This is a genomic window from Gordonia neofelifaecis NRRL B-59395, from assembly GCF_000192435.1.
In the GTDB taxonomy this organism is placed as follows: Bacteria; Actinomycetota; Actinomycetes; order Mycobacteriales; family Mycobacteriaceae; genus Gordonia; species Gordonia neofelifaecis.
On sequence record NZ_AEUD01000010.1, the window covers coordinates 118,474 to 141,301 of the forward strand.

At 68.7% G+C, this 22,828-nt stretch carries 19 protein-coding genes and 1 pseudogene; 13 read left to right on the top strand and 7 right to left on the bottom strand.

What is annotated here, in order from left to right:
* Positions 1 to 114: 114 nt before the first annotated feature.
* The 9 genes from SCNU_RS12515 (at position 115) to SCNU_RS12555 (ending at position 10,597) form a co-directional block, all read left to right on the top strand.
* Entirely contained in the window at positions 115 to 1,857 is a 1,743-nt protein-coding gene (locus SCNU_RS12515; protein ID WP_009679752.1) for an N-acyl-D-amino-acid deacylase family protein, read from the top strand.
* Positions 1,858 to 1,890: 33 nt separating this feature from the next.
* Positions 1,891 to 2,757, top strand: a complete 867-nt coding sequence (locus SCNU_RS12520; RefSeq protein WP_009679753.1) for a PhzF family phenazine biosynthesis protein — start codon at positions 1,891 to 1,893, stop codon at positions 2,755 to 2,757.
* Complete coding sequence (locus SCNU_RS12525) at positions 2,754 to 3,632, top strand: TatD family hydrolase (protein WP_009679754.1); 879 nt, start codon at positions 2,754 to 2,756, stop codon at positions 3,630 to 3,632. The genes SCNU_RS12520 and SCNU_RS12525 overlap by 4 nt, the downstream gene beginning before the upstream one ends.
* A gap of 76 nt (positions 3,633 to 3,708) precedes the next feature.
* Positions 3,709 to 4,821 carry a resuscitation-promoting factor gene (locus tag SCNU_RS12530; protein ID WP_040518336.1) on the top strand — a complete coding sequence of 371 codons (1,113 nt, stop codon included), beginning with the start codon at positions 3,709 to 3,711 and terminating at the stop codon, positions 4,819 to 4,821.
* Between the two features lie 231 nt (positions 4,822 to 5,052).
* Positions 5,053 to 5,949: a 16S rRNA (adenine(1518)-N(6)/adenine(1519)-N(6))-dimethyltransferase RsmA gene (gene rsmA, locus SCNU_RS12535; RefSeq protein WP_040518338.1), complete on the top strand. Its 897-nt coding sequence runs from the start codon at positions 5,053 to 5,055 to the stop codon at positions 5,947 to 5,949.
* The gene (locus tag SCNU_RS12540; RefSeq protein WP_009679757.1) at positions 5,949 to 6,869 is read left to right on the top strand and encodes a 4-(cytidine 5'-diphospho)-2-C-methyl-D-erythritol kinase; all 921 of its coding nucleotides are present in this window, start codon (positions 5,949 to 5,951) and stop codon (positions 6,867 to 6,869) included. Before rsmA ends, SCNU_RS12540 begins: the two co-directional genes overlap by 1 nt.
* Before the next feature lie 33 nt (positions 6,870 to 6,902).
* The gene (locus tag SCNU_RS12545) at positions 6,903 to 8,720 is read left to right on the top strand and encodes an ABC-F family ATP-binding cassette domain-containing protein (protein WP_009679758.1); all 1,818 of its coding nucleotides are present in this window, start codon (positions 6,903 to 6,905) and stop codon (positions 8,718 to 8,720) included.
* Positions 8,721 to 8,878: 158 nt separating this feature from the next.
* The gene (locus SCNU_RS12550; RefSeq protein ID WP_009679759.1) at positions 8,879 to 9,496 is read left to right on the top strand and encodes a DUF4282 domain-containing protein; all 618 of its coding nucleotides are present in this window, start codon (positions 8,879 to 8,881) and stop codon (positions 9,494 to 9,496) included.
* Between the two features lie 99 nt (positions 9,497 to 9,595).
* Positions 9,596 to 10,597: an enoyl-CoA hydratase/isomerase family protein gene (locus SCNU_RS12555; protein ID WP_009679760.1), complete on the top strand. Its 1,002-nt coding sequence runs from the start codon at positions 9,596 to 9,598 to the stop codon at positions 10,595 to 10,597.
* A 7-nt stretch (positions 10,598 to 10,604) separates the two neighbouring features.
* Here SCNU_RS12555 and SCNU_RS12560 read toward each other — a convergent pair whose 3' ends face one another.
* The 3 genes from SCNU_RS12560 to SCNU_RS12570 form a co-directional block, all read right to left on the bottom strand.
* A complete protein-coding gene (locus SCNU_RS12560) occupies positions 10,605 to 11,288 on the bottom strand; it encodes a hypothetical protein (RefSeq protein WP_040518341.1) in 684 nt (227 codons plus the stop codon).
* A complete protein-coding gene (locus tag SCNU_RS12565; protein WP_009679762.1) occupies positions 11,288 to 12,895 on the bottom strand; it encodes a peptide chain release factor 3 in 1,608 nt (535 codons plus the stop codon). Before SCNU_RS12565 ends, SCNU_RS12560 begins: the two co-directional genes overlap by 1 nt.
* Before the next feature lie 392 nt (positions 12,896 to 13,287).
* Positions 13,288 to 14,307 carry a beta-ketoacyl-ACP synthase III gene (locus SCNU_RS12570; RefSeq protein WP_040518380.1) on the bottom strand — a complete coding sequence of 340 codons (1,020 nt, stop codon included), beginning with the start codon at positions 14,305 to 14,307 and terminating at the stop codon, positions 13,288 to 13,290.
* Between the two features lie 151 nt (positions 14,308 to 14,458).
* Between SCNU_RS12570 and SCNU_RS12575 the strand changes: the two genes are divergently transcribed.
* From SCNU_RS12575 to SCNU_RS12585, 3 genes are all read left to right on the top strand, one after another.
* Positions 14,459 to 15,103: a PadR family transcriptional regulator gene (locus SCNU_RS12575; protein WP_009679764.1), complete on the top strand. Its 645-nt coding sequence runs from the start codon at positions 14,459 to 14,461 to the stop codon at positions 15,101 to 15,103.
* Positions 15,104 to 15,188: 85 nt separating this feature from the next.
* Positions 15,189 to 16,193 (top strand): daunorubicin resistance protein DrrA family ABC transporter ATP-binding protein, encoded by a 1,005-nt coding sequence (locus SCNU_RS12580; protein WP_009679765.1) that lies wholly within the window; start codon positions 15,189 to 15,191, stop codon positions 16,191 to 16,193.
* Positions 16,177 to 16,938: an ABC transporter permease gene (locus SCNU_RS12585; RefSeq protein WP_009679766.1), complete on the top strand. Its 762-nt coding sequence runs from the start codon at positions 16,177 to 16,179 to the stop codon at positions 16,936 to 16,938. Before SCNU_RS12580 ends, SCNU_RS12585 begins: the two co-directional genes overlap by 17 nt.
* A 245-nt stretch (positions 16,939 to 17,183) precedes the next feature.
* On the opposite strand, the gene SCNU_RS12590 is transcribed toward SCNU_RS12585, so the two are convergent.
* From SCNU_RS12590 to SCNU_RS12600, 3 genes are all read right to left on the bottom strand, one after another.
* Positions 17,184 to 18,302: a beta-ketoacyl-ACP synthase 3 gene (locus SCNU_RS12590; RefSeq protein ID WP_040518343.1), complete on the bottom strand. Its 1,119-nt coding sequence runs from the start codon at positions 18,300 to 18,302 to the stop codon at positions 17,184 to 17,186.
* Positions 18,303 to 18,421: 119 nt separating this feature from the next.
* Positions 18,422 to 19,711 (bottom strand): MFS transporter, encoded by a 1,290-nt coding sequence (locus SCNU_RS12595; protein WP_009679768.1) that lies wholly within the window; start codon positions 19,709 to 19,711, stop codon positions 18,422 to 18,424.
* Positions 19,708 to 21,069 (bottom strand): GH1 family beta-glucosidase, encoded by a 1,362-nt coding sequence (locus tag SCNU_RS12600; protein ID WP_040518382.1) that lies wholly within the window; start codon positions 21,067 to 21,069, stop codon positions 19,708 to 19,710. The genes SCNU_RS12595 and SCNU_RS12600 overlap by 4 nt, the downstream gene beginning before the upstream one ends.
* Before the next feature lie 169 nt (positions 21,070 to 21,238).
* Between SCNU_RS12600 and SCNU_RS21140 the strand changes: the two are divergent.
* A pseudogene (locus SCNU_RS21140) lies at positions 21,239 to 22,261 on the top strand (isopenicillin N synthase family dioxygenase).
* Here the strand turns inward: SCNU_RS21140 and pth are convergent.
* On the bottom strand, positions 22,249 to 22,815 hold the full coding sequence (gene pth, locus SCNU_RS12610; protein ID WP_009679770.1) for an aminoacyl-tRNA hydrolase: 567 nt from the start codon (positions 22,813 to 22,815) through the stop codon (positions 22,249 to 22,251). The pseudogene SCNU_RS21140 and the gene pth sit on opposite strands and share 13 nt — an antisense overlap.
* Positions 22,816 to 22,828 lie beyond the last annotated feature (13 nt).

Below are 22,828 nucleotides of genomic sequence, written 5' to 3' on the forward strand. Positions count from 1 at the left end.
TGACTGATCTCTATGACAGTCACTTGACAGAGTGTCAGCGAGGTTGAAATATGACACCAGTCACACTGCGCGACCATCGGTGTCCCGCGACGAAACTGAATGGAGTGATCGGCGATGACCTACGACGCGATCGTCAAGAACGGGCGCTGGTTCGACGGGACGGGCGCGCCGTCGCAGATCCGCCACCTCGGGATCAAGGGCGGGCGTGTGGCCGCGGTCGCCGCCGAGCCGCTGGACGAGACCGGCTGTGCCGACGTCGTCGATGCGGAGGGCAAGTGGGTGATTCCGGGGATCGTCGACATCCACACCCACTACGACGTCGAGGTCCTGCTCCGGCCGGGACTGGACGAATCTGTGCGGCACGGCGTCACGTCGATCCTCGTCGGTTCGTGCTCGCTGTCGACGGTGCACGTCGACGCCTCCGATGCGGGTGACCTGTTCGGACGGGTCGAGGCGATTCCGCGCAGGCATGTCGTGGAGACGATCGAGACCAAGAAATCATGGAACACCGCCGAGGAGTACGTCCAGGCGCTCGAGGCCCTCCCGCTCGGACCGAACATCGCGGCGTTCATCGGGCACTCCGACATCCGCGCCGCCGAGATGGGCCTCGACCGCGCCACGCGCAAGAACGTGAAGCCGACGCCGGGCGAGATGGCGTCCATGGAGGCGCGGCTGGACGAGGCGCTCGACGCGGGCTTCGTCGGCATGTCGTCGCAGCAGCTCATGTTCGACAAGCTCGACGGCGAGGCCTGCCGGTCGCGCACGCTGCCGTCCACGTACGCCAAATCGAAGGAGCGCAGCCGCCTCAACTCGATTCTGCGCAAGCGCGGGCGGGCGCTGCAGGGCGGGCCGGACGTCGCGCGGCCGCAGAGCATGGTGGCGATGACGCTGAGCACGCTCGGCGTGTTCCGACCGAAGCTCAAGGTCAGCCTGCTGTCGGCGGCCGACGTGAAGGCGATCCCGGGCATCGCGAAGCTGTTCCCGGTGATGGCGCGGACGGTGAACTCACTCGGCGGCGACTTCCGCTGGCAGCACCTCCCGGTGCCGTTCGAGGTCTACTCCGACGGCATCGACCTGCCGGTCTTCGAGGAGTTCGGCTCCGGTGCGGCGGCGCTCGACCTCGCCAACCGGCTCGATGCGCAGCAGGCGATGCTGACCGACGAGGCCTACCGGCGCCGCTTCCGCAAGGACTACGACAAGAAGTACGGACCACGGGTGTGGCACCGCGACTTCTTCGACGCGGAGATCGTCGACTGTCCCGATCCCACGGTGATCGGCAAGACATTCGGCCAGGTCGGCATCGACCGCGGCGGCGTTCACCCCGTCGACGCCTTCCTCGATCTCCTGGTGGAGCACGGTAAGAAGGTGCGGTGGCGGACCACCATCTCGAACCACCGCCCGGAGGTGCTCAACACGTTCGCCTCGGACCCCGGCATTCAGCTCGGCTTCTCCGATGCTGGTGCGCACCTGCGGAACATGTCGTTCTACAACTTCGGTCTGCGACTGCTGCGGCGGGTCAACGACGCCGTGGAGGCGGGCACACCGTTCATGTCCGTCGAGCAGGCCGTGCACCGGCTGACCGGTGAGCTCGCCGATTGGTACGGACTCGACGCCGGTCACCTGCGCGTCGGCGATCGCGCGGACATCGTGGTCGTCGATCCGGCGCACCTCGACGAGACGCTCGACGGCTACGCCGAGAGTCCGGTGCCCGAGTACGACGGGCTGTCGCGCATGGTGAACCGGAACGATGCGACGGTGCCCGCGGTGCTGATCGGCGGCCGACCGGTGGTCGCGGACGGGAAGCCGCTGCCGATCCTCGGAGCGGAGCGGACCGGCGACTTCCTCCGGGCGAGCTGAGTCGTGGTGCCGCCTGCGCGGCACAATGAGCGGATGACTCACGACTTCGCGCAGGTGGACGTGTTCACCACCGAGCCGACCCGTGGCAATCCGGTCGCGGTGGTCTTCGGTGCGGACGGGCTGTCGGACGAGCAGATGGCGGCCTTCGCCCGTTGGACGAACCTGTCGGAGACCACCTTTCTGCTGGCGCCGACCGATCCGGCGGCCGACTACCGGCTCCGGATCTTCACGCCCGGGGGAGAGTTGCCCTTCGCCGGGCATCCCACCCTCGGTTCGGCGCACGCGTGGCTGGAGGCGGGCGGCGTCCCGGCGGGCGACGACCTGGTCCAGGAGTGCGGGATCGGGCTCGTGACCATCCGCCGCGAGCCGGGCGCGGGCCGCCTCGCCTTCGCCGCGCCGCCGCTGGTGCGGTCGGGACCGGTGGACGAGGCGACGATGACGACTGTTCGCGACGCGCTCGGGTTGGCGCCCGACGACGTGACCGACGCGAACTGGGTCTGCAACGGTCCCGAATGGCTCGGCGTGCTCGTCTCCGACGGGCAGCGTGTGCTGGACATCGAGCCGGACTTCGCCGCGCTCGGTGACCTCGAGGTCGGTGTGATCGGCCCGTGGTCGCCCGAGGAGGCCGCCGCCCGCGGCGCCGACTACGAGGTCCGCGCGTTCGTGCCGGAACTCGGCGTGCCGGAGGACCCGGTGACCGGCAGTCTGAACGCGGGATTCGCGGTGTGGCTGCGGGCCGCGGGGGTCGTGCCCGCGTCGTACGTCGTCGCACAGGGCACCGCCCTGCACCGGGCCGGGCGTGTCCAGGTCGACGACGACGGCGGTCGGATCTGGATCGGCGGCTCGTCGATCACCGTGATTTCCGGGACCGTCGACCTCTCGGGCAAGCTGAACCGGTGACCGACTCGACGGGTGAACTGACCGCCAAGGAGATCAAGAAGCGTCGGCGGCGTCTGCCGCCGCCGGATCCGCAGCCGCTGCGCGGGCTGGTGGACGCGCACACGCACCTGGCCGCCTGCGGTGGTCGTACCGAGGCCGATGTCCGCGCCATCCTCGACCACGCCGAGGCCGTCGGCGTCGACCAGGTGGTGACGGTCGCCGACGACATGGTCGACGCGCGCTGGGCCGTGGCCGCGGCGCACTGGGACGACCGCGCGTTCGCGGCGGTCGGACTGCATCCGACACACGCGGGCGACCTGAACGACGAGTCGCGCGCCGAACTCGAGGAGATGGTCGCCGATCCGCGAGTGGTCGCCGTCGGCGAGACCGGACTCGACTACTACTGGACCACGCGGTCCGATGACTGCGCGGACCCCGCCGCGCAGAAGGACGCATTCGCCTGGCACATCGACCTGGCCAAGCGGTCGGGCAAAACGCTGATGATCCACAATCGGGACGCCGACCGCGACCTGCTCGACGTTCTCGCAGCTGAGGGCGCTCCCGAAACGGTGGTGATGCACTGCTTCTCCGGCGACCGCGAGATCGCCCGCGAATGCATCGACCTCGGGTACGTGTTGAGCTTTTCCGGAACTGTGACATTCAACAACTCCACCGAATTGCGTGAGGCGGCTCTCCTGACGCCGGACGAGCTGATCCTGGTGGAGACCGACGCCCCCTTCCTGACCCCGCATCCCTACCGTGGCCAGCCCAATCAGCCGTATTGCGTCCCCTACACCGCCCGATTCCTGGCGGACCTCCGCGGAGTGTCGGACGAGCGAATGGCGGACGTTCTCGGATCAAACGCACGCCGGGTCTACAAGTTTCCGTTGCGGTAACCCACCCCGATTCGTTACCGTACCGTGATCCGTGCTGCCGACGCGGATGGATATACCCAACCCGGCAGGGAAACGAATGTCTGTCTTTAAACGAATCAACACGTCTACATCCATGCGCGCTCGAGTAGCCCTCGGCGCCGTGCTGACCACCGTCACGGCCGGAGCCGTCACCGGGGCAGTCATGCACAAGGAGGTGACGCTGGCAGTCGACGGGCAGACCTCGCACGTGAGCACCATGGCCTTCTCGGTCGGGAGCGTGCTCCGCGACAACGGTGTCGATCCGGTCGACGGCGACAAGGTGAGCGTTCCGCTGAACAGCTCCCCGCAGAACAACCAGACGATCACCGTGGACCGCCTCAAGAAGGTGCAGCTGGTCGTCGACGGGACGCCGCTGAACATCACCACCAACGCGTCGACCGTCGGCCAGGTGCTCGCCGAGCGCGGCATGGCCACCAGCTCGGTCACCGCACCCCTCAACGACGTGCTGCCCGTCTCGGGCGCCGACCTCGACGTCACCTCGCCCAAGCAGGTCAAGCTCGACGACGGCGGCGACAAGTCGACGCCGACCATCGCGGCCAAGACCGTCGGCGACCTCCTCGCCCGCGCGGGCAAGCCGCTGTCGGCCACCGACAAGGTGACGCCGGCCGCCGACAGCCCGGTCAGCAAGGACATGAACATCCTGGTCACCCGGATCAAGACCGAGGACAAGACCATCACCGAGGACGTCAAGCCCCCGGAGAACACCAAGAACGACGACACCCTGATCCGCGGCACCAAGAAGGTCGAGGACCCGGGCACGCCGGGCAAGGCCGACGTGAAGTACTCGATCACCACCATCAACGGCAAGGTCGTCAAGAAGACCAAGCTCAGCGAGAAGGTGCTCGTCGAGCCCAAGGCCGCGACCGTCCGCGTCGGCACCAAGCCGGGCGCACCGGCCGTCCCGTTCGGGGTCTGGGACCGTCTCGCGCAGTGCGAGTCGACCGGTAACTGGGCCATCAATTCGGGCAACGGTTTCTACGGCGGCATCCAGTTCGACCAGAACACCTGGGATCGCTGGGGCGGTCAGGAGTACGCGCCGCGCCCGGACCTCGCCACCCGCGAGGAGCAGATCGCGATCGCCGAGAAGACTCAGGCCGCACAGGGCTGGGGCGCCTGGCCGTCCTGCTCGTCGCAGATCGGTCTCCGCTGATCTGAGCACCCCGCGCTTCGCCGGTCGAGCGAGTCGAAACCCCGAAACCCGGGCTGGTACTGACATCCAGCCCGGGTTTCGTCGGTTTCGACTCGCTGCGCTCGCTCAACCAGCGGACCTCGTCGGTTGAGCGAGCGAAGCAAGTCGAAACCACCGTCACGCAGGCTGGGACTCGGGTGACTCCCGTCGCCGGTGCGAGGTCGGGGCGCGATCATCAGTCACAATGTTCAGGTGAACTCCGTCCCTGATTCGCCGCGTCTGCTCGGCCCCGCCGAGATCCGTGCGCTGGCCGCAGAGCTCGATGTCCGTCCCACCAAGACGCTGGGGCAGAACTTCGTGCACGACGCGAACACGGTCCGCCGGATCGTGACCGCCTCGGGGATCGGCGCCGACGACGTCGTGCTGGAGGTCGGTCCGGGTCTCGGCTCACTCACGCTGGCACTGCTGGCGGAGGCCGGGCGGGTGGTCGCGGTGGAGATCGACCGCAAGCTCGCCGCACGACTGCCGCGGACGATCGCCGAGTTCGCACCGGGCCAGGCCGCGAACTTCGACGTGGTGACCGCTGACGCGCTCGGCGTGCTGCCCGGCGACCTGCCGCAGACACCGACCGCCCTGGTCGCGAACCTGCCGTACAACGTCGCGGTACCCGTGCTCCTGCACCTGATGGCGCAGTTCCCGACCATCCGCACGGCGCTGGTGATGGTCCAGGCGGAGGTCGCGGATCGGCTGGCCGCCACCCCGGGCGGTCGGATCTACGGTGTCCCGAGCGTCAAGGCGCGCTTCTTCGGCGACGTCGCTCGGGCGGGATCGATCGGCAAGCACGTCTTCTGGCCCGAGCCCAAGATCGAATCCGGACTGGTCCGCATCGATCGGCGCGATGCGTTCGGGACCGACCCCGCACTGCGGTCGGAGACGTTCGCGGTCATCGACGCCGCGTTCGCACAGCGCCGCAAGACGCTCAGATCGGCGCTGTCGTCGTGGGCGGGCAGCGCGCCGCATGCCGAGGAACTGCTCCGCGCGGCCGAGATCGACCCCGGACTCCGGGGCGAGCGCTGCACGGTCGACGACTTCGTCCGGCTCGCTCGGGCAGGTCACGAGGCGGGCATCCGGAACGGGGCCGCCCGATGATGGGTGGCGCCACCGCGCGGGTGCCCGCGAAGATCAACCTCCATCTCGGCGTCGGCCCCCTGCGCGACGACGGCTTCCACGAGCTCTCCACGCTCTACTGCGCGCTGTCGCTCTTCGACGACGTCACCGTGCGGGCCGACGACGCGCTCTCGGTCACCGTCCGCGGCGAGAGCCGCAGGCAGGTGCCCGCCGACGCGACCAACCTCGCGGCCCGGGCGGTGGTCGCGCTGGCCCGGCGCGTCGGCGCCGACCCGCATGCGGCGATCACCATCGACAAAGCCATCCCCGTCGCGGGCGGCATGGCGGGCGGTTCGGCCGATGCGGCGGGTGCGCTGGTCGCCGCCGCTCGGCTCTGGCGCCTGGACATCGCGCGCGACGACCTGCTGGAGATCGCGGCCGAGCTCGGCTCCGATGTGCCGTTCTCCGTGGTCGGCGGCGCCGCGCTGGGCACCGGCCGCGGCGAGAAGCTGCTTCCGGTACTGCATCGCGGCGACATGCACTGGGTGCTCGCCGTCGCGGGCACCGGGCTCTCGACGCCGGAGGTGTACCGCGAGATCGACCGGCTGCGGGCCCGCGGCGACGACGACCAGCCCGCGGCCGCCGGAACCACCCGGCCGGACGCGCTGATGCAGGCGCTGGCCTCCGGCGATGTGCATGCGGTGGCGCCTTTGCTTCACAATGATCTGCAGCCGGCCGCGCTGTCGCTGCAGCCGCTGCTGCGTCGCACACTTCGCGCCGGACGCGAGGCGGGAGCCCTCGCCGGGATCGTGTCGGGCTCGGGTCCGACCTGCGCGTTCCTCTGCGCGGACGCGGACGCCGCAGTCGAGGTGGCCGCCGAACTCTCGGGCTCGGGCGTCGCCAAGGCGGTCCGGACCGCGTCGGGACCGGTGGCCGGAGCCCGCCTGATCGCGGCCAACTGAGCCGGCGACGATCGACCAACGGAAAGAGCGAGAATGTCCCCGCGTACGAACACGTCGCTGATCAACGCCGAGCGCATCAGCAAGAGCTTCGGCATCAAGCCGCTCCTGGACGAGGTGAGCGTCGGCGTGCACGAGGGCGAACGGATCGGTGTCGTCGGACTCAACGGCGGCGGCAAGACCACACTTCTGGAGATCCTCGCCGGGATCGCCGAACCCGACTCGGGGCGCATCTCCCGGGTCGGTGACATCCACGTCGCCACGGTGACGCAGGGCGGCGACCTCGATCCGGAGATCACGGTCGCCGACGCGGTGGTCGGCGCGGAGGTCGCCGAGCACGAGTGGGCGGGCGACGCCCGCATCCGCGGCATCCTGGCCGGCATCGGCGTCGACGAGATCCTGCACCGCAAGGTCGGTGAGCTCTCGGGCGGGCAGCGCCGTCGCACCGCCCTCGCCGCCGCACTGGTCACCGACTCCGACTTGCTGATCCTCGACGAGCCGACCAACCACCTCGATATCGAGGGCGTCTACTGGCTCGCCGAGCACCTGGTGAACCGGCGGAGCGCGCTGATCGTCGTGACCCACGACCGCTGGTTCCTCGACACCGTCGCCACCCGGACCTGGGAGGTCCACTCCGGTCGCGTGGACGAGTACGAGGGCGGCTACAACGACTGGGTGTTCGCGCGCGCGGAACGCGCCCGTCAGGCCGACGCCGCAGAGGAACGTCGCCGCAACCTCGCACGCAAGGAACTGGCCTGGCTGCGTCGCGGTGCGCCCGCACGGACGTCCAAGCCGCGGTACCGCGTCGAGGCGGCCGAGAAACTGATCGCGAACGTTCCGCCGCCGCGCGACACCGTCGAGCTCTCGGCGTTCGCCAAGCGCCGCCTCGGCCGCGTCGTCATCGAACTCGAGAACGCGCACCTCACCACACCGTCGTCCGGCGACGTCGAAGGACGCGTGCTGCTCGACGACGCCACCTGGCGACTCGCACCCGGTGAGCGGGTGGGCCTGGTCGGCGTCAACGGCTCCGGCAAGACCACCCTGCTGCGGGCCCTCGCCGGGGAGGTGCCGGTCGCGCCCGGCCGCCGGATCGAGGGCAAGACCGTCTCCATCGGCTGGCTGCGCCAGGAGCTCGACGACCTCGACCCCGACCTGCGCCTGCTCGACGCCGTCGAGGAGGTCGCAGGCACGGTGATGCTCGGCGACAAGGAACTCTCGGCCGGCCAACTGGCCGAACGCCTCGGCTTCTCGCCGGCCCGCCAGCGGACGCCCGTCGGCGACCTGTCCGGCGGCGAACGCCGCAGGCTGCAGTTCACGCGCGTGCTGATGGCCGAACCCAATGTCCTCCTGCTCGACGAGCCGACCAACGACCTCGACATCGACACCCTCCAGCAGGTCGAGGACCTCCTCGACGGCTGGGCGGGCACGCTGGTCGTGATCAGCCACGACCGCTATCTGATCGAGCGCGTCTGTGACAGCACGTGGGCGCTGTTCGGCGACGGGAAGCTGACCAATCTGCCCCGCGGCATCGAGCAGTATCTGGAGCGCCGCGCGGCCGATCAGAGCGCGGCACCGGCGAAGAAGGCCGCGCCGGCGGCGGAGCAGAAGCCGGCGTCGTCCACCGGTGGGCTGTCGGCGGCCGAGCATCAGGCCGCCCGGAAGGAGTTCAACGCGGTCGAGCGCAAGCTGGAGAAGCTGGCCAAGGAGATCGCGAAGATCCACGAGAAGATGGCCGCCTTCGACCAGAGCGACTATGCAGGCCTCGGCGAACTGACCGAGAGGCTCCGGGTCGCCGAGGGCGAGACCGCCGATCTCGAGGAGCGTTGGCTGGAACTGTCGGAGCTGGTTGGCTGACCCGGGACGTCGCAACACGGCCTCGGCCGTGTCACGAACGTGTCGTTCGGAGACGGGCCGCAGCGTGGTTCTCAGCGTGTCGCGCGCGAGGTTGTTAGGTTGTTCCCACATAGGTCGCCGACCGGGCGATCAGGCTTGTCTACCTGAGAGGTTCACGTATGACGACTCCGCCCAATGATCCGTCCAACCCGTCCGACGGCCAGCCGTCGCAGCCCGGGCAGCCGGAAGGACAGCAGCCGCAGCCCGGCCAGCCTCAGTACGGTCAGCAGCCCGGCGCGTACGGCGAGCAGCCGACGTACGGTCAGCAGCCGACGTACGGCCAGCAGGCCGGGGGCTACGGGCAGCCGTCCGACTACACCCAGCAGTTCAGTGCGTACAACCAGCCGTACCCGGCCTCGGGCGGTGCGCAGCAGCTTCCCCCGGAGGAGTCGGGGTCGTTCCTGTCGGCCCTGTTCGACTTCCAGTTCAGCAAGATGGTCGCGACCCGCGTGATCCCGGTGCTGTACATGATCGTCACCATCGTGTTCTCGATCATCGCGGTGATCGCGCTGCTGGTCGGCGTCGTCGGCGGCTTCGCCGAAATGGGCGACAACGTCGGCTCGGGGCTGCTGATGGTGATCGGCGCCCTGATCTTCGTTCCGCTGTTCTACCTCATCTACCTGATCCTGGCCCGCGTCCTCTTCGAGCTCTACATCGCGATCTTCAAGATCAGCCAGAACACCGCGCGCATCGCGGAGAACACCGGCACCGTCGCGAGCAACACGTCGCGTCACTGACCCGAGTCGCACTCGTCCCCGTGAGGTGAAGTCAGGCCGAGAGGCCCGCTCACGGGGACGATTGCGTTGCGGCACAGGGCACTGCGATACCGTGACCGCATGTCTTTCATCCGAACCGAGGTCCGTGGCGGCGTCGCCGAGATCATCCTCGACCGCCCGCGCGCCCTGAACGCCCTCGACCTGACGATGATCGAGGACATGCATGCCGCCCTCGAGGCGTGGGGCAACGACGAGTCGATCGAGCGGGTGCTCGTCACGTCGGCGCACGACCGCGCGTTCTGCGCGGGCGGCGACATCCGCGCGATCCGCGATCTCGCACTGGCAGGGGAGTCGGCTGAGGTCACCCGCTATTTCGCCGCCGAGTATCGGCTGAACCAGTTGATCGCCGAGTATCCGAAGCCGTACATCGCGCTGGTCGACGGTGCGGCGATGGGCGGCGGACTCGGCATCAGCGTCCACGGGGAGATCCGGGTGGTCACCGAGCGCGCCCTGCTCGCGATGCCGGAGACCGCGATCGGCTTCTTCCCGGACGTCGGTGCCACCTACTTCCTGCCGCGGCTGCCGCATGGCATCGGCATGTGGCTGGGGCTGACCGGCGCCCGGCTGCACGGCGCCGATGCCGTCGCCGTCGGCCTGGCCACCCACTTCGTGCCGTCGGATCAGCTCGGCGACGTCGCCGACGCGATTCGCCGGGGCGTCGAACTGCGCGAGGTCTTCGCCGACCATCGCGGGCAGGTGAGCACGGATCTGCGCCTGCGGAAGATCACCGAGTACTTCGCCGACGACAACGTCATGGCCATCCTCGGCGGCCTCCGCGGCGCGGTCGGCGACGCGTGGGCGGAGGAGATGCTCGATCTGATGGCGTCGGCCTCGCCGACCAGCCTGTGCGTCACCGCGGACCTCATCACCGCGGGCAAGACGTCCTCGCTGGCCGAATGCCTCGATCGTGAACTGTCGGCGGCCGGTCGGATCACCGCGCACCCGGATTTCGCCGAGGGCGTGCGGGCGGTCCTGGTCGACAAGGATCGCGATCCGCACTTCGACCCGGCGACGGTCGAAGAGGTCGACCTGGCCGTGACCGCCGCGATCGCGGGCGTCTGACCCGAGGTCAGCGCCCGACGACGAAGAGCCCCGACAGCGCCGCAGTCTTCGGCGGTGTCGCAGCGGTCGCCGGGTCGTCGTGGGCGATGTCGTCGTCGGGATTCAGCGGATCCTCGGTCTGCGCGACCGCGGACGGGCAGGAGAATCGGCCCGCCGCCCGCTGATCGGTCACCGTCGTCAGCGCCAGCGTGCACGACGGGGAGGCGAAGTAGACGCCGTCGAGCGACACCCCGACGGTCGTGGTGATGGGTGCACCGGGCGGTCGTGCCACGGCGCCGGCCGGCCACGGAAGTGTGCCGCCTGCCAGGTCGACCGCGAGGAACTCCAGCTGCGCGCCTTCGCCGCGATCACCGGCGAAGGTGAACAGCAGCGTGTCCGGCGGAACCGCCGGGTCCGCCCTGCCCGATTTGGCGAACTCGACGCACGTCGGCGCACCGCCGTCGGGCTTGACCGCGATCGTCATCGTCCCCGTCGAATAGCTCAGGCCGTAGCCGCTGCGGACGATCCGGCCCGACGGCGGCGTGGCCTCGCAGGCGGCGGCGTCGATCCGGGCCGTCGACGCTTCGACGGAGCTCGGATGCGGCGCCAACGACGGGGCGATCCCGGAATCGGGAGCGCCGCACGCCGCGACTGTGCCGACGACCGCCGTGGCCGCGACGGCGCCCACTGCGGCCCGGCGTACCGGGCCCATCAATCCGCCGCTGCGACCAGCGGTTCCAGCAGCAGGTCGGAGTGCTCCTTCTCGATGTACTGCAGGCGCCACTTGTCGGAGAAGAGCGCGAGGATCGCGCCGTCGCTGCGGGTGAAGACCTCCACACCTCGCTGCCGGTTCAGTTCGGGCGCGCTCTGCTCGTCGGTCCGTCGTGCCAGCGAGTAGCCGAGCGGCTCGATGATGGTGTCGACGTTGAACTCGGCCTTCATCCGGGCGGTGACGACCTCGAACTGCATGGGTCCGACGGCCGCGAGAACCGGCGAGGCGTCGCCGCGGACGTCGTTGCGGAGCACCTGCACCACACCTTCCGCGTCCATCTGATCGACGGCCTTGCGGAACTGTTTGTACTTGTCCGCGGTGGTCACGCGCAGCGTCGAGAAGTGTTCTGGCGCGAACGACGGGATCGGCGGGTACTGCACCTTCGGGTCGATGTACAGGGTGTCGCCGGGCGCCAGGGCCATCGCGTTGACGAGGCCGACGACGTCGCCCGGGAACGCGGTGTCGACCGTCGAACGGTCGCGGCCGAACACCGCCTGCGCGTACTTGGTGGCGAACGGCTTGCCGGTCTGCGCATGCGTGACGACCATGCCGCGCTCGAACTCACCGGACACGATGCGCATGTACGCGAGGCGGTCGCGGTGGCTGCTGTCCATGCCTGCCTGGACCTTGAAGACCACGGCGCTGAACGGGTCGGTGACGCTGCGCTCGACTCCGTCGATCGACTCGCGGCCGCGTGGCGGCGGCGCGAACTCGACGAGTGCGTCGAGGAGCTGCCGGACACCGAAGTTCAGCATCGCGGAGGTGAAGATCATCGGCGAGGTCTGGCCGGCCAGGAACATCTCCTGATCGTGGTCCTGTCCCAGCTCGGCGAGCAGCTCGCTCTCCTCGCACGCGGCGGACCAGACGTCGCCCTCGCGTTCGGCGGCCTGATCGGCGGTGAGGAACTCCTCGGGCGCGATCTTCGCGCCACCCGCGGTGCGCTCGAAATGGATGTAGTCGCCGGTGCGGCGGTCCAGGAGGCCGCGGTAGTCGCCCGCGATCCCGACGGGAACGTAGAGCGGAGTCGGGATGAGCCCGATCCGTTCGCTGATCTCGTCGATCAGCTCCAGCGGGGTGCGGCCGGGGCGGTCCCACTTGTTGATCACGGTGATCACCGGGATGCCGCGGTGGCGGCACACCTGGAACAGCTTGAGGGTCTGCGGCTCCAGGCCCTTGGCGGCGTCGATCAGCATGACCGCGGCGTCGACCGCTGTCAGCACCCGGTAGGTGTCCTCCGAGAAGTCCGAGTGTCCGGGGGTGTCGACGAGATTGATGACGTTGGGGACGTCGGTGTCGGTGTCCGGCGACGAGTAGCTGAACTGCAGCGCCGTGGAGCTCACCGAGATGCCGCGGGCCTTCTCCATCTCCATCCAGTCGGAGACCGTGGAGCGGCGGCCGCCCTTGCCGTGCACCGCGCCCGCCTCGCTGATCATGCGTGCGTGCAGCGCGAGCGCTTCGGTCATCGTCGACTTACCGGCGTCCGGATGGGAGATGATGGCGAACGTACGACGCCGCTTGACTTCACGGCTGATGACCTCGGAACTCACCCGTCTACGCTATCGGTTTGTCGTGGTCACCGGCAATTTTGCCGCGGAGCGGCAGGTCGAGCCGATTCACGAGGCCGAAGGCCGAGAATCGGTCGAGACCCGGCGGGGGAGGGACCCGAGTCCGCGTCGCCGGCCTGCATCCGCTCCCGCGACCTGCAGGCGCTCCCGAAACCTGCATGTGCGCACCTCCGGAGGGGAGCGGATGCAGGTTAGGGGAGCGGATGGACCGCGGATGGTTGAGCGACCCGCCCGCTGGTTGAGCGAGCATCGCAGCGAAGCGAGAAGCGCAGTCGAAACCTGTGCTTCGGTTCCAGCGTTACTCACCGTGGTTTCGACCGACGCTCGGCCTTCGGCCTCGTTCGTCGGCTCAACCCGCGACTCCGTCGCGCGCGCTATTCGAAAGGGATGGGCGGCATCTTCACGACCTGGGCCGCGTAGCTGAGGCCTGCGCCGTATCCGAGGAGCAGGGCGGTGTCGCCGGGCTTGGCCGCGCCGGTCGAGAGGAGGTCCTCCATTGCGAGGGGGATCGACGCGGCGGAGGTGTTGCCGGTCTTCTCGATGTCGTTGGCGATCACCGTCGACTCCGGGAACTTCAGGCTGCGGGCCAGCAGTTCGTTGATGCGCGAGTTGGCCTGGTGGGGGACGAAGACGTCGATCTCGCTGGCGTCGACCTTCGCGACGTCGAGGGCTCGCTGCGCCGCCTTGCCCATCTCGAACGCGGCCCAGCGGAACACCGCGGTTCCCTCGAGTCGCAGGTAGGGGCGGTTGTTGATGTCACCGCCGTCCATGTAGCTGATCCAGTCGATGTCCTGGCGGATGGCGTTGAACTGGGTGCCGTCGCTGCCCCACACCACCGGGCCGAGCTGCTGATCCTCGGTCGGTCCCACCACGACGGCCGCGGCGCCGTCGCCGAAGATGAAGCAGTTGGACCGGTCGGTCATGTCGAGGGTCACCGAGAGCTGCTCGGATCCGACCACCAGCACGTGGCTGGCGCTGCCGCCGCGCACCATGTCCGACGCAATCGACATCGCATAGCCGAAGCCCGCGCAACCGACCGTCACGTCGAATGCCGGGACACCGTTGGCGCCGAGCTCGGTGGCGATGGCCGTCGCGCCGGCCGGGGTCAGCAGCAGGTGCGTGTTGGTGGCGAGGATGACGGCGTCGATGTCCGAGCCGGACAGCAGGGCGTTCGCGATCGCCTTGCGGCCCGCGTTCACGCCCATCTCGACGACGGTCTCGTCCCGGCGCGCGAATCGCCGGCTCTTGATTCCGGTGCGCGTGTAGATCCACTCGTCGGAGGAGTCGATGGTCGCGCAGATCTCTTCGTTCGTGACGACGCGTTCGGGCCGGTGTGCGCCGATCCCGAGCATCCCGATCTTTCGTGTTCCGACAGCTTCGGGCAGTTCGGCCATGCTGATCTCTCCCATACTCTGCTTTCGTGTGCCGAAGCACACTTCTGCTTTCGACGGTCTCACGTCTGTCCGGTTACCTGGAAGTAGGAATTTTCACCGGGGTCCGGCGGGCCCTGGTCCGCCGATCACGATGCCGATTACCGTTACCCGTATGTCTGTCACGACTACGAGGCTGTTACTCCTCGGCGCGGTCGGATTGTTCGAGCCGGTGAACGGCTACCAGATCCGACGAGAGCTGCTGTCGTGGCGGGTGGACGAGTGGGCCAGCATCAAACCGGGGTCGATCTATCACGGGCTGAGAAGCCTCGCCGACCAGGGGTTGATGTCGGCCCAGACGGTCGCCGACGGCGGCCGGGACGTCGTCGTCTATCAGCTGACGGACGCCGGCCGCGCCGCACTCGAGGACGCGATCGTCTCAGCCGTGGTCGACGTGAACGTCTTCGACCGGCACGCCTTCCAGGCCGCCTTCGGCCTGCTGCCGATGCTCGGCGGCGAGCGCGCCGAGGACGCCCTCCGCCGCCGTCGTGCGGCCGTGCGGCAGTCGATCCCGGAGATCCTCCCACCCGAGGGGTCGAACCCGTACGCGCCTCCGCATGCGGTACGGAGCCTGGAATTGTGGAAGAGCTTCGCCGAGGTGGAACTCCACTGGCTCGACGGGGTGCTGGACGACATCGGCGCCGGTCGCCTCGACTTCGACGGCACCGGGAGGTGGGCGCAGCCCGCCGACGACCCCGGCTACCAGATGATGGACGACCGCGAGCGGTACCGAGCCGAGCTCGGCGGGCGTCGAGACTGATCGGCCGATCGGTTGACACCCGGCGCGAGCTGCCGCAGTATTGAATAGTCAAATTTGAATAGGATCGACGGAAGGGGGCGAGCGGATGATCCACGCGCGCGGACTCGCGGCGACATTCGTGACGGGCAAAGGCAAGAACAGACGAGAGGTGCGCGCCGTCGACGGCGTCGACCTCGACATCGCCGAGGGTGAGGTGGTCGGCTTCCTCGGCCCCAACGGTGCAGGCAAGACCACCACGCTGCGCATGCTGACCACGCTGCTGCGTCCGACCGCGGGGACGGCGACGGTCAACGGCTTCGACGTGGCGACGCAGTCGGTGCAGGTGCGCCGCAGCATCGGCTACGTCTCGCAGGCGGGTTCCACCTTCTCCCAGGCGCTCGCCGGCGACGAGGTCACCGACCACGGACAGCTCTACGGGATGAACCGCCGGGACGCCGTCCGGCGCGGTAAGGAACTCTTCGACCAGCTGCAACTCGAAGGACTCTGGGACCGGATGCCGAAGAACATGTCGGGCGGGCAGCGCCGGCGGCTCGACATCGCGATGGGCCTGATCCACGACCCGACCCTCGTGTTCCTCGACGAGCCGACCACGGGACTCGACCCGCAGGCACGCGCGAACCTCTGGGAACACATCGCCAAGCTGCGGACCGACCGCGGCGCCACGGTGTTCCTGACCACGCATTACCTCGACGAGGCCGACGCGCTGTCCGACCGGATCATGATCATCGACAACGGCACCATCGTCGCCGCCGACACCCCGGAGAACCTGAAGTCGCAGGTGTCCGGCGATCTGCTGCACCTGGAGTTCGCGGCCGCCGAACCGGTATCCCGGGCCGCGGCGCAGCTCGAGTCGCTCGGCGCGACGGAGGTCTCGGTCGACGGCTTCGGCGTCCGGGCTCGCCTGCGCGGCTCCGCGAAGGTGGTTCCGGGGCTCCTGCGGGAATTGGAGGCCGGCGGCAACACCCTCGAAGAGATCGAGATCAAGCGGCCCACCCTCGACGACGTGTTCCTGACTCTCACCGGCCGCAGTCTCCGCGACGCCGAGGCCGGCTCCGACGACAAGGAGGGCAGCGATGAGATTCCTGCGTGAGTCGTACATCGTCTTCCGCCGCCAGCTGCGCATGAACCTGCGCAACCCGGCGTGGGTGCTCATCGGCATCATGCAGCCGGTGATGTACCTGGTCCTGTTCGGACCGCTGCTGAAACCGCTCGTCTCGCAGTTCCCCGGCGTCGGCGACAACGCCTACACGTTCCTGGTTCCGGGTCTGCTGGTTCAGCTCGGCATGTTCGGGGCGATGTTCGCGGGCTTCGGCCTCATCGGCGAGTGGCGCGAGGGCGTCATCGAGGCCGAACGGGTGACGCCGGCCAGCCGGACGTCGTTGCTGTTCGGACGCCTGTTGCGCGATCTGTTGCAGTTGCTCGTCCAGGCGCTGATCCTGGTCGCACTCGGCTATGCGATGGGCATGCGCGCCTCGGTGCCGGGCATGATCCTCGGCATCGTCATCACCCTGCTGGTCGGCGGCGCCTGCGCGGCGGCGTCGAACGCGCTGGCGCTCACGACCAAGAGTGAGGACGTGATGGCACCGGTGCTGAACATGCTGTTGATGCCGATCCTGTTGCTCTCGGGAATCCTGCTGCCGATGACGCTGGGTCCGGCGTGGCTCGAGCGGGTGTCGGACTTCATGCCGTTCCGCTGGATCGTCGACGCGGTCCGCAGCTCCTTCCTCGGCGACGTCCTGAGCTCGCAAGTGGCGTGGGGCCTGCTTGCCGCGATCGTCCTCAGTGCCCTCGGCGGCTGGTGGGGCACGAGCGTCTTCCGCAAGGAGAATGCCTAGCCGCTCCGAGTGCGCACCATCCTGCTTCGGCCTGCGGCGCGGAACATCGGGCTGGAACCGAACGCAAGCGAGCAGATGCAGCCGCCGGGAGAACAACAGAGCCGACCTTCAGCGAAAACAGGGATGAGGCCCGGTGTTCTTCCTGAGTCCTCCGCAGGCGCGAGCCGCTAGGCGAGCGACGAGGACTACCGAAGGAAGAACACCGGGCCTCATCCCGGTCTACGACGACGAAGAAGAGAACAGCGTCAGTCGACGATCCCGGCCAGATGCAGAGCGAGCTCCCCGGGCTCATCCTCATCGAGCCCGTCGAACGACGAGATCTTCGGTGCGGGAGGCAGCGTGGCGACGCAGCCCGCGTAGCTCAAACCGGCGCCGAAGCCGAGCAGGAGGGCCAACTGGCCGCCCTTCGCCTTGCCGGTGGCGAGCATCTCCTCGATGGCCAGCGGGATCGACGCTGCGGAGGTGTTCGCGGTGTTCTCGATGTCGTTCGCCATCGGAAGATCGTCGGGCAGCCCGAGGTTCTTCTTCATCAGGTCGTTGATGCGTGCGTTGGCCTGGTGCGGGACGAAGACCTCGATGTCCGCGGGGCCCGCGCCGGACTCGGTGAGCATCTTCTTGAGCGCCTTCGGCAGGGTGATGGCGGCCCAGCGGAACACGCGCGGACCCTCCATCTTGATGATCATCCGGCCGACCGGGTCGGTCTCGGAGTCCTTGCCCTGGTACTCCACCGACCGCGCCATGTAGTCGACGGTGTTGATGTTCTGCTTGATGGCTTCGGCGTTCTCGCCGTCGCTGCCGGAGACGATCGGGGAGATGCCGTTGACGTCGCTGGCGCCCACGACCACCGCGCCCGCGCCGTCGCCGAAGATGAACCCGGTGCTGCGGTCGGTCGGATCCAGGCCCACCGACATGGTCTCGACGCCGATCACCACCACGTAGTTCGCGCTGCCCGCGCGCAGGGCGTCTGTCGCGACCCCGAGTGCGTAGCCGAAGCCTCCGCAGCCGGCCGCGACGTCGAACGCGGGAATGCCGTTCAGGCCGATGTCGGAGGCGACGATCGGGGCGCCGTGCGGCACATTCCACGGCCAGCTGCTGGTCGCGAGGATGAGCATGTCGATCTTGTCGCGATCGATGCCGGAGTTGACGATCGCGCGGTCGGCGGCCGCGGCCGACATGCTGCGCATGGTCTCGTCACCGCTGATCCAGCGACGGTTGCGGATGCCGCTGCGCTCGTAGATCCACTCGTCGGACGAGTCCATCACCCGGCACAGCTGGTCGTTGCTGATCAGTCGTTTGGGTCGGTATGCACCGATTCCCAGCATCGCAACGTTCGGGTGGCCCGACGGGGTAGCCAGTGTCGCCAAGATTCGTCCGTCCTCATTACTCACTTCCGGCGCTTCGACTGCGCCGGATACTCGGGCGTAATTCTACTTCCGGGCGCTATGTCGCTCGGCACAGGCCGCCGCGGAGCGCGGACCGCTGTTCAGACGATCAGCGGAGTGGTGGTGCCGGTGGCCGGCGCGTCGGCCCGCTTCTCCCGTGCGCCGAGCGTCATCACGCCGCCGACCACCGAGAGGACGCAGGCCATCACGAAGACGAGCCAGAACCCGCCGACCGCGGCGACGAGGCCGGCGCCGAGCATCGGACCGATCAACTGGCCGAGTGCGGCAGTCACATTGACGATGCCGAGGTCGCGGCCGTGGTCCTCCTCGTGCGGCAGCAGATCGGTCGCGAACGCGAGTCCGACCGTCATGAAGGCGCCGTATCCGACGCCCATCAGTGCGGCACCGATCATCGTCATCGTGTACGTGGTGTGCAGGACGATCACCAGGCCCGAGCAGGCCTGGACCATCGCGGCGACCACGGTGAGCATGCGGCGGTGCCCGCGGCGGTCGGAGATCATGCCGAACACGATGGAGCTGCCGACCACGAAGATCGTGTAGACGACGATCAGCAGCAGCAGGTTGTCCTCGGCGGCATCCTTGTCCTGGTGCAGCCCGTACAGCAGGAAGAACAGGAACAGCGACGTGCCGAGCGCGTTGCCGATGTTCGCGACGAGGCGGCCGCCGAGCATCCAGCAGAAGTCGCGGTCGCGCAGGGACGCCCACTTGGGCCGGTCGGTGATGTCCACCGCGAGCTCGCTGCGGGGTACTCGCCGGTCGGGAAGACCGAACGACGCCCACGTGCCGACGACGGCGACCAGGCCGGCGAGCACCAGGTAGCCGGGGAGGACGTCGAGCCCCAGCACGACCACCGTGCCGACGCCGAGGACGATCCCGAGGGCCTGCGACGACCCGATCGACGCCGACGCCGCACCGCGCTGATCAGGTGCCAGCTGGTCGGGGATCATCGCGGTGAAGGCGGCGGATGCGACGGCGACTGCGACCGAGACGCCGACCCAGCACAGCGCCACCAGCCACGGCTGATGAGCGAGCCCGGTCAAGGCGAGGAAGATCGCCATGCCCCAACTGCCGCCGAGCGCCCACACACGACGGCGGCCGCCGAGCCACGACGGGAAGCGCGAACCGTCGGTGCGATCGGACGCGGCGCCGGCGAGCGGGCCCGCGATCACGCCGACCAGCGCGCCGATCCCGAGGATCAGGCCGGACACCACCACGCTGTGGATCCAGCGGTCGCCGTCGTCGGACGTCTGGGAGTCGAGCTGCAGGGGGAGCAGCAGTTGCAGGGGCGTCAGCTGGGCCATCCAGATCACCAGCCAGGCCAGCGTGAACAGCGTCATCCATCGGCGGCCGATGGGGGCGGGCCGGTTCATCGGCGATTTCCGTCGATCACCCGGCGGTACCAGTCGTAGGACGCCTTGGGCGTGCGCTCGGCTGTGTCGAAGTCGACGTGCACCAGACCGAAACGCTGCGTGAATCCGTCCGCCCACTCGAAGTTGTCGAGCAGCGACCAGACCGTGTACTCCTCGACGTCTGCACCACCGTCGATCGCGCGGGCCACCGCGCGGATGTGACCGTCCAGGAACGAGATCCGGTCGGTGTCGTCGACGAAGCCGGCCCTGGCGGGTTCGGGGAACGAGGCGCCGTTCTCACTGACGATCAGCGGCGGCAGTCCGGGGTAGCGCTCGGTGAAGTCGAGCAGCAGGCCGGTGAGGGCTTCGGGCACGATCGGCCACTCCTCACCGAAGCCGGTGACCGGTGCACCCGGGGTGGGCACGATGTCGAACGGGATCGGATTGTCGGCGCCGGTGGGGGCGGTCACGGTGGTCGGGTTGTAGAAGTTGACCGCGTAGAAGTCCGGACGCGCGCCGATCAGTTCGAGGTCACCGTCGCGTACCGGCATCTCGTAGCCGAACGCTGCCAGGTCCGGATACGCGCCGGTCAGGATGGGGTCGGCGAAGATCCGGTTGTGGAGGATGTCGTACGCCTCGAGGGCGGCGCGGTCCGCGTCGTCGTCCCGCAGGGCTCGCACGTGCGTGTGATTGTTCGCGACGCCCACCGCCTCGGCGCCGGCCGAGCGGAGCACGGTCGAGGCGAGTCCGTGTGCCAGCAGCTGGTGGTGGGCGGTCGGGAGGGCGTCGAAGAGCAGGAACTCGCCGGGCGCGAGCGCGCCGACCGCGTAGCCCTGCAGCGTCGTCATCGCGGGCTCGTTGATCGTGTACCAGTTCTTGACGCGGTCTCCGAGGCGATCGACGACGAGCGCGGTGTAGTCGGCGAACCGCGCGGCGGTGTCACGAGAGCACCACCCGCCGGCCTCGTGGACCGGGACCGGCAGGTCCCAGTGGTAGAGCGTCGGGAACGGCGTCACGCCTGCTTCCAGAAGTCCGTCGACCAGACGCGAGTAGTAGTCGAGCCCGGCGCTGTTCGCGCCGCCGGTGCCGTCCGGCTGCACTCGTGTCCACGAGATCGAGAAACGGTAGCGGTCCAGTCCGAGACCCGCGGCCAGTGCCACGTCCTCCGGCCAGCGGTGATAACTGTCGGGCCCGGGCTCGGCGGTCGAGCCGTCGATCACCTTGTCGGGCGTCTCGACCCACTGATCCCATACCGATCGGCCACGACCGTCCGCCGCGCGCGCCCCTTCGATCTGGAATGCCGCGGTCGCGGCGGACCAGCGGATTCGCCGGGGGAGCTCGGGCACGTCCGGCTGGCAGGTGCGGTCGGGCGCGGTCATTCCGATGGGCTCCTTCATGTCCTCAGGTCTTGATCGAACGATCAACTGTGACTGAGCACATCATCGCCGACGGTGGCGGGATGGGGAAGGCCTCGCGCAAATTTGTCCCGGCACGTCCGCGCCTCGCCGGACGGGGCGCGATCGCCGATCACGGAGTAGAACTGCAGACATGGGTACCGCGTCGGGACTCCCGATCATCGATATGGCACTGCTAGACGGCGCTGCGCACGACGTCGCAGAGTTTCGGGAGCGGCTGCGATCGGCGACCCACGACTACGGCTTCTTCTACCTGGTCGGGCACGGTGTCAGCGACGACGCGATCGCCGCGATCTTCGGTGCCGCGAGAGCGTTCTTCGCGCTCGACGACGTGGCCAAGGCAGCGGTCGAGATGACCCGGAGTCCCCAGTTCCGCGGCTACACGAGGTTCGGTGGCGAATACACCCAGGGGCAGATCGACTGGCGCGAGTAGATCGATCTGGCAGCCGAGTACGAGCCGACGGCCGGCAGTGCCGACTACCTTCGCCTGGAGGGACCGAACCTCTGGCCCGCGGACTTGCCGGAGCTCAAGACTGCCGTCCTCGACTGGCAGCGGGACTGCTCGCGGATCGGCATGCGGCTGCTCCATGAGTGGGCGTCCGCCCTCGGCTCCCGCGCCGACCTGTTCGACGAGGCGTTCGCCGACCGTCCGTCGACGCTGATCAAGCTGGTCAAGTATCCGGGCAGGGACGATGACCGGCAGGGAGTCGGTGCGCACAAGGATCCGGGGGTGCTGACCTTGCTGATGATCGAGCCGGGCAAGGCCGGACTCCAGGTGTTGCGCGACGGGGACTGGGTCGACGTGCCTGTCCTGCCCGGGGCGTTCGTCGTCAACATCGGCGAGCTCATGGAGTTCGCGACCGACGGCTATCTGAAGGCCACCATGCACCGCGTGGTCTCACCGCCACCGGGACAGACGCGTCTGTCCATCCCGTTCTTCTTCAACCCGGCGCTGGCATCTTCGATGCCGCATGTCGACCTGCCGGCCGAGTTCCGGGCGGCCGCACCCGGAGTCACCCGAGATCCGGCGAACCCGATCTCGGGGACGTTCGGGGAGAACCTGCTCAAGGCGCGGCTGCGCGCACATCCCGATGTCGCGCGAATCCATCACCCCGACCTGGTCCGAGCGCGGCGGGGTGACGGTCACCAGGCGTGAACGGTGTTCTGCGCGGCTTCGAGACCCTGTTCGACCAGGAGTTCGGCGGCATCGACACCATTGGCGACGAGCAGCTCCACTTCCGCCGCGGCCGAGCCGGGGAAGGGCTTGAGAACGAAGTCTGCCGGGTCCTGGCGACCCGGGGGGCGACCGATCCCGAGACGCACGCGCAGATAGTCGCGCGTCCCGATGGTCTGGGAGATCGAACGCAGGCCGTTGTGCCCGCCTTCACCGCCCCCGAGCTTCAGGCGCACGGCGCCGAAGTCGATGTCGAGCTCGTCGTGCAGGACGATGAGGTCTTGGGGTGCGACGGAATAGTACGACGCCAGCGGGCCGATCTGCCTGCCGGTGACGTTCATGTAGGTCCGTGACTTCGCGACCAGCACCGGCTCTCCGCCGATCCGCACGGTGGCGGTCAGCGCGCCGGAGCGCTTGTGCACGGAGAACTTCTCGCCGTGCGAGGAGACCAGGCCGTCGGCGACCATCGCGCCGACGTTGTGCCTGGTCTTCTCGTAGGCGGGACCGGGATTACCCAGTCCGACAATGAGTTTCACTCAGAGTCCTCTG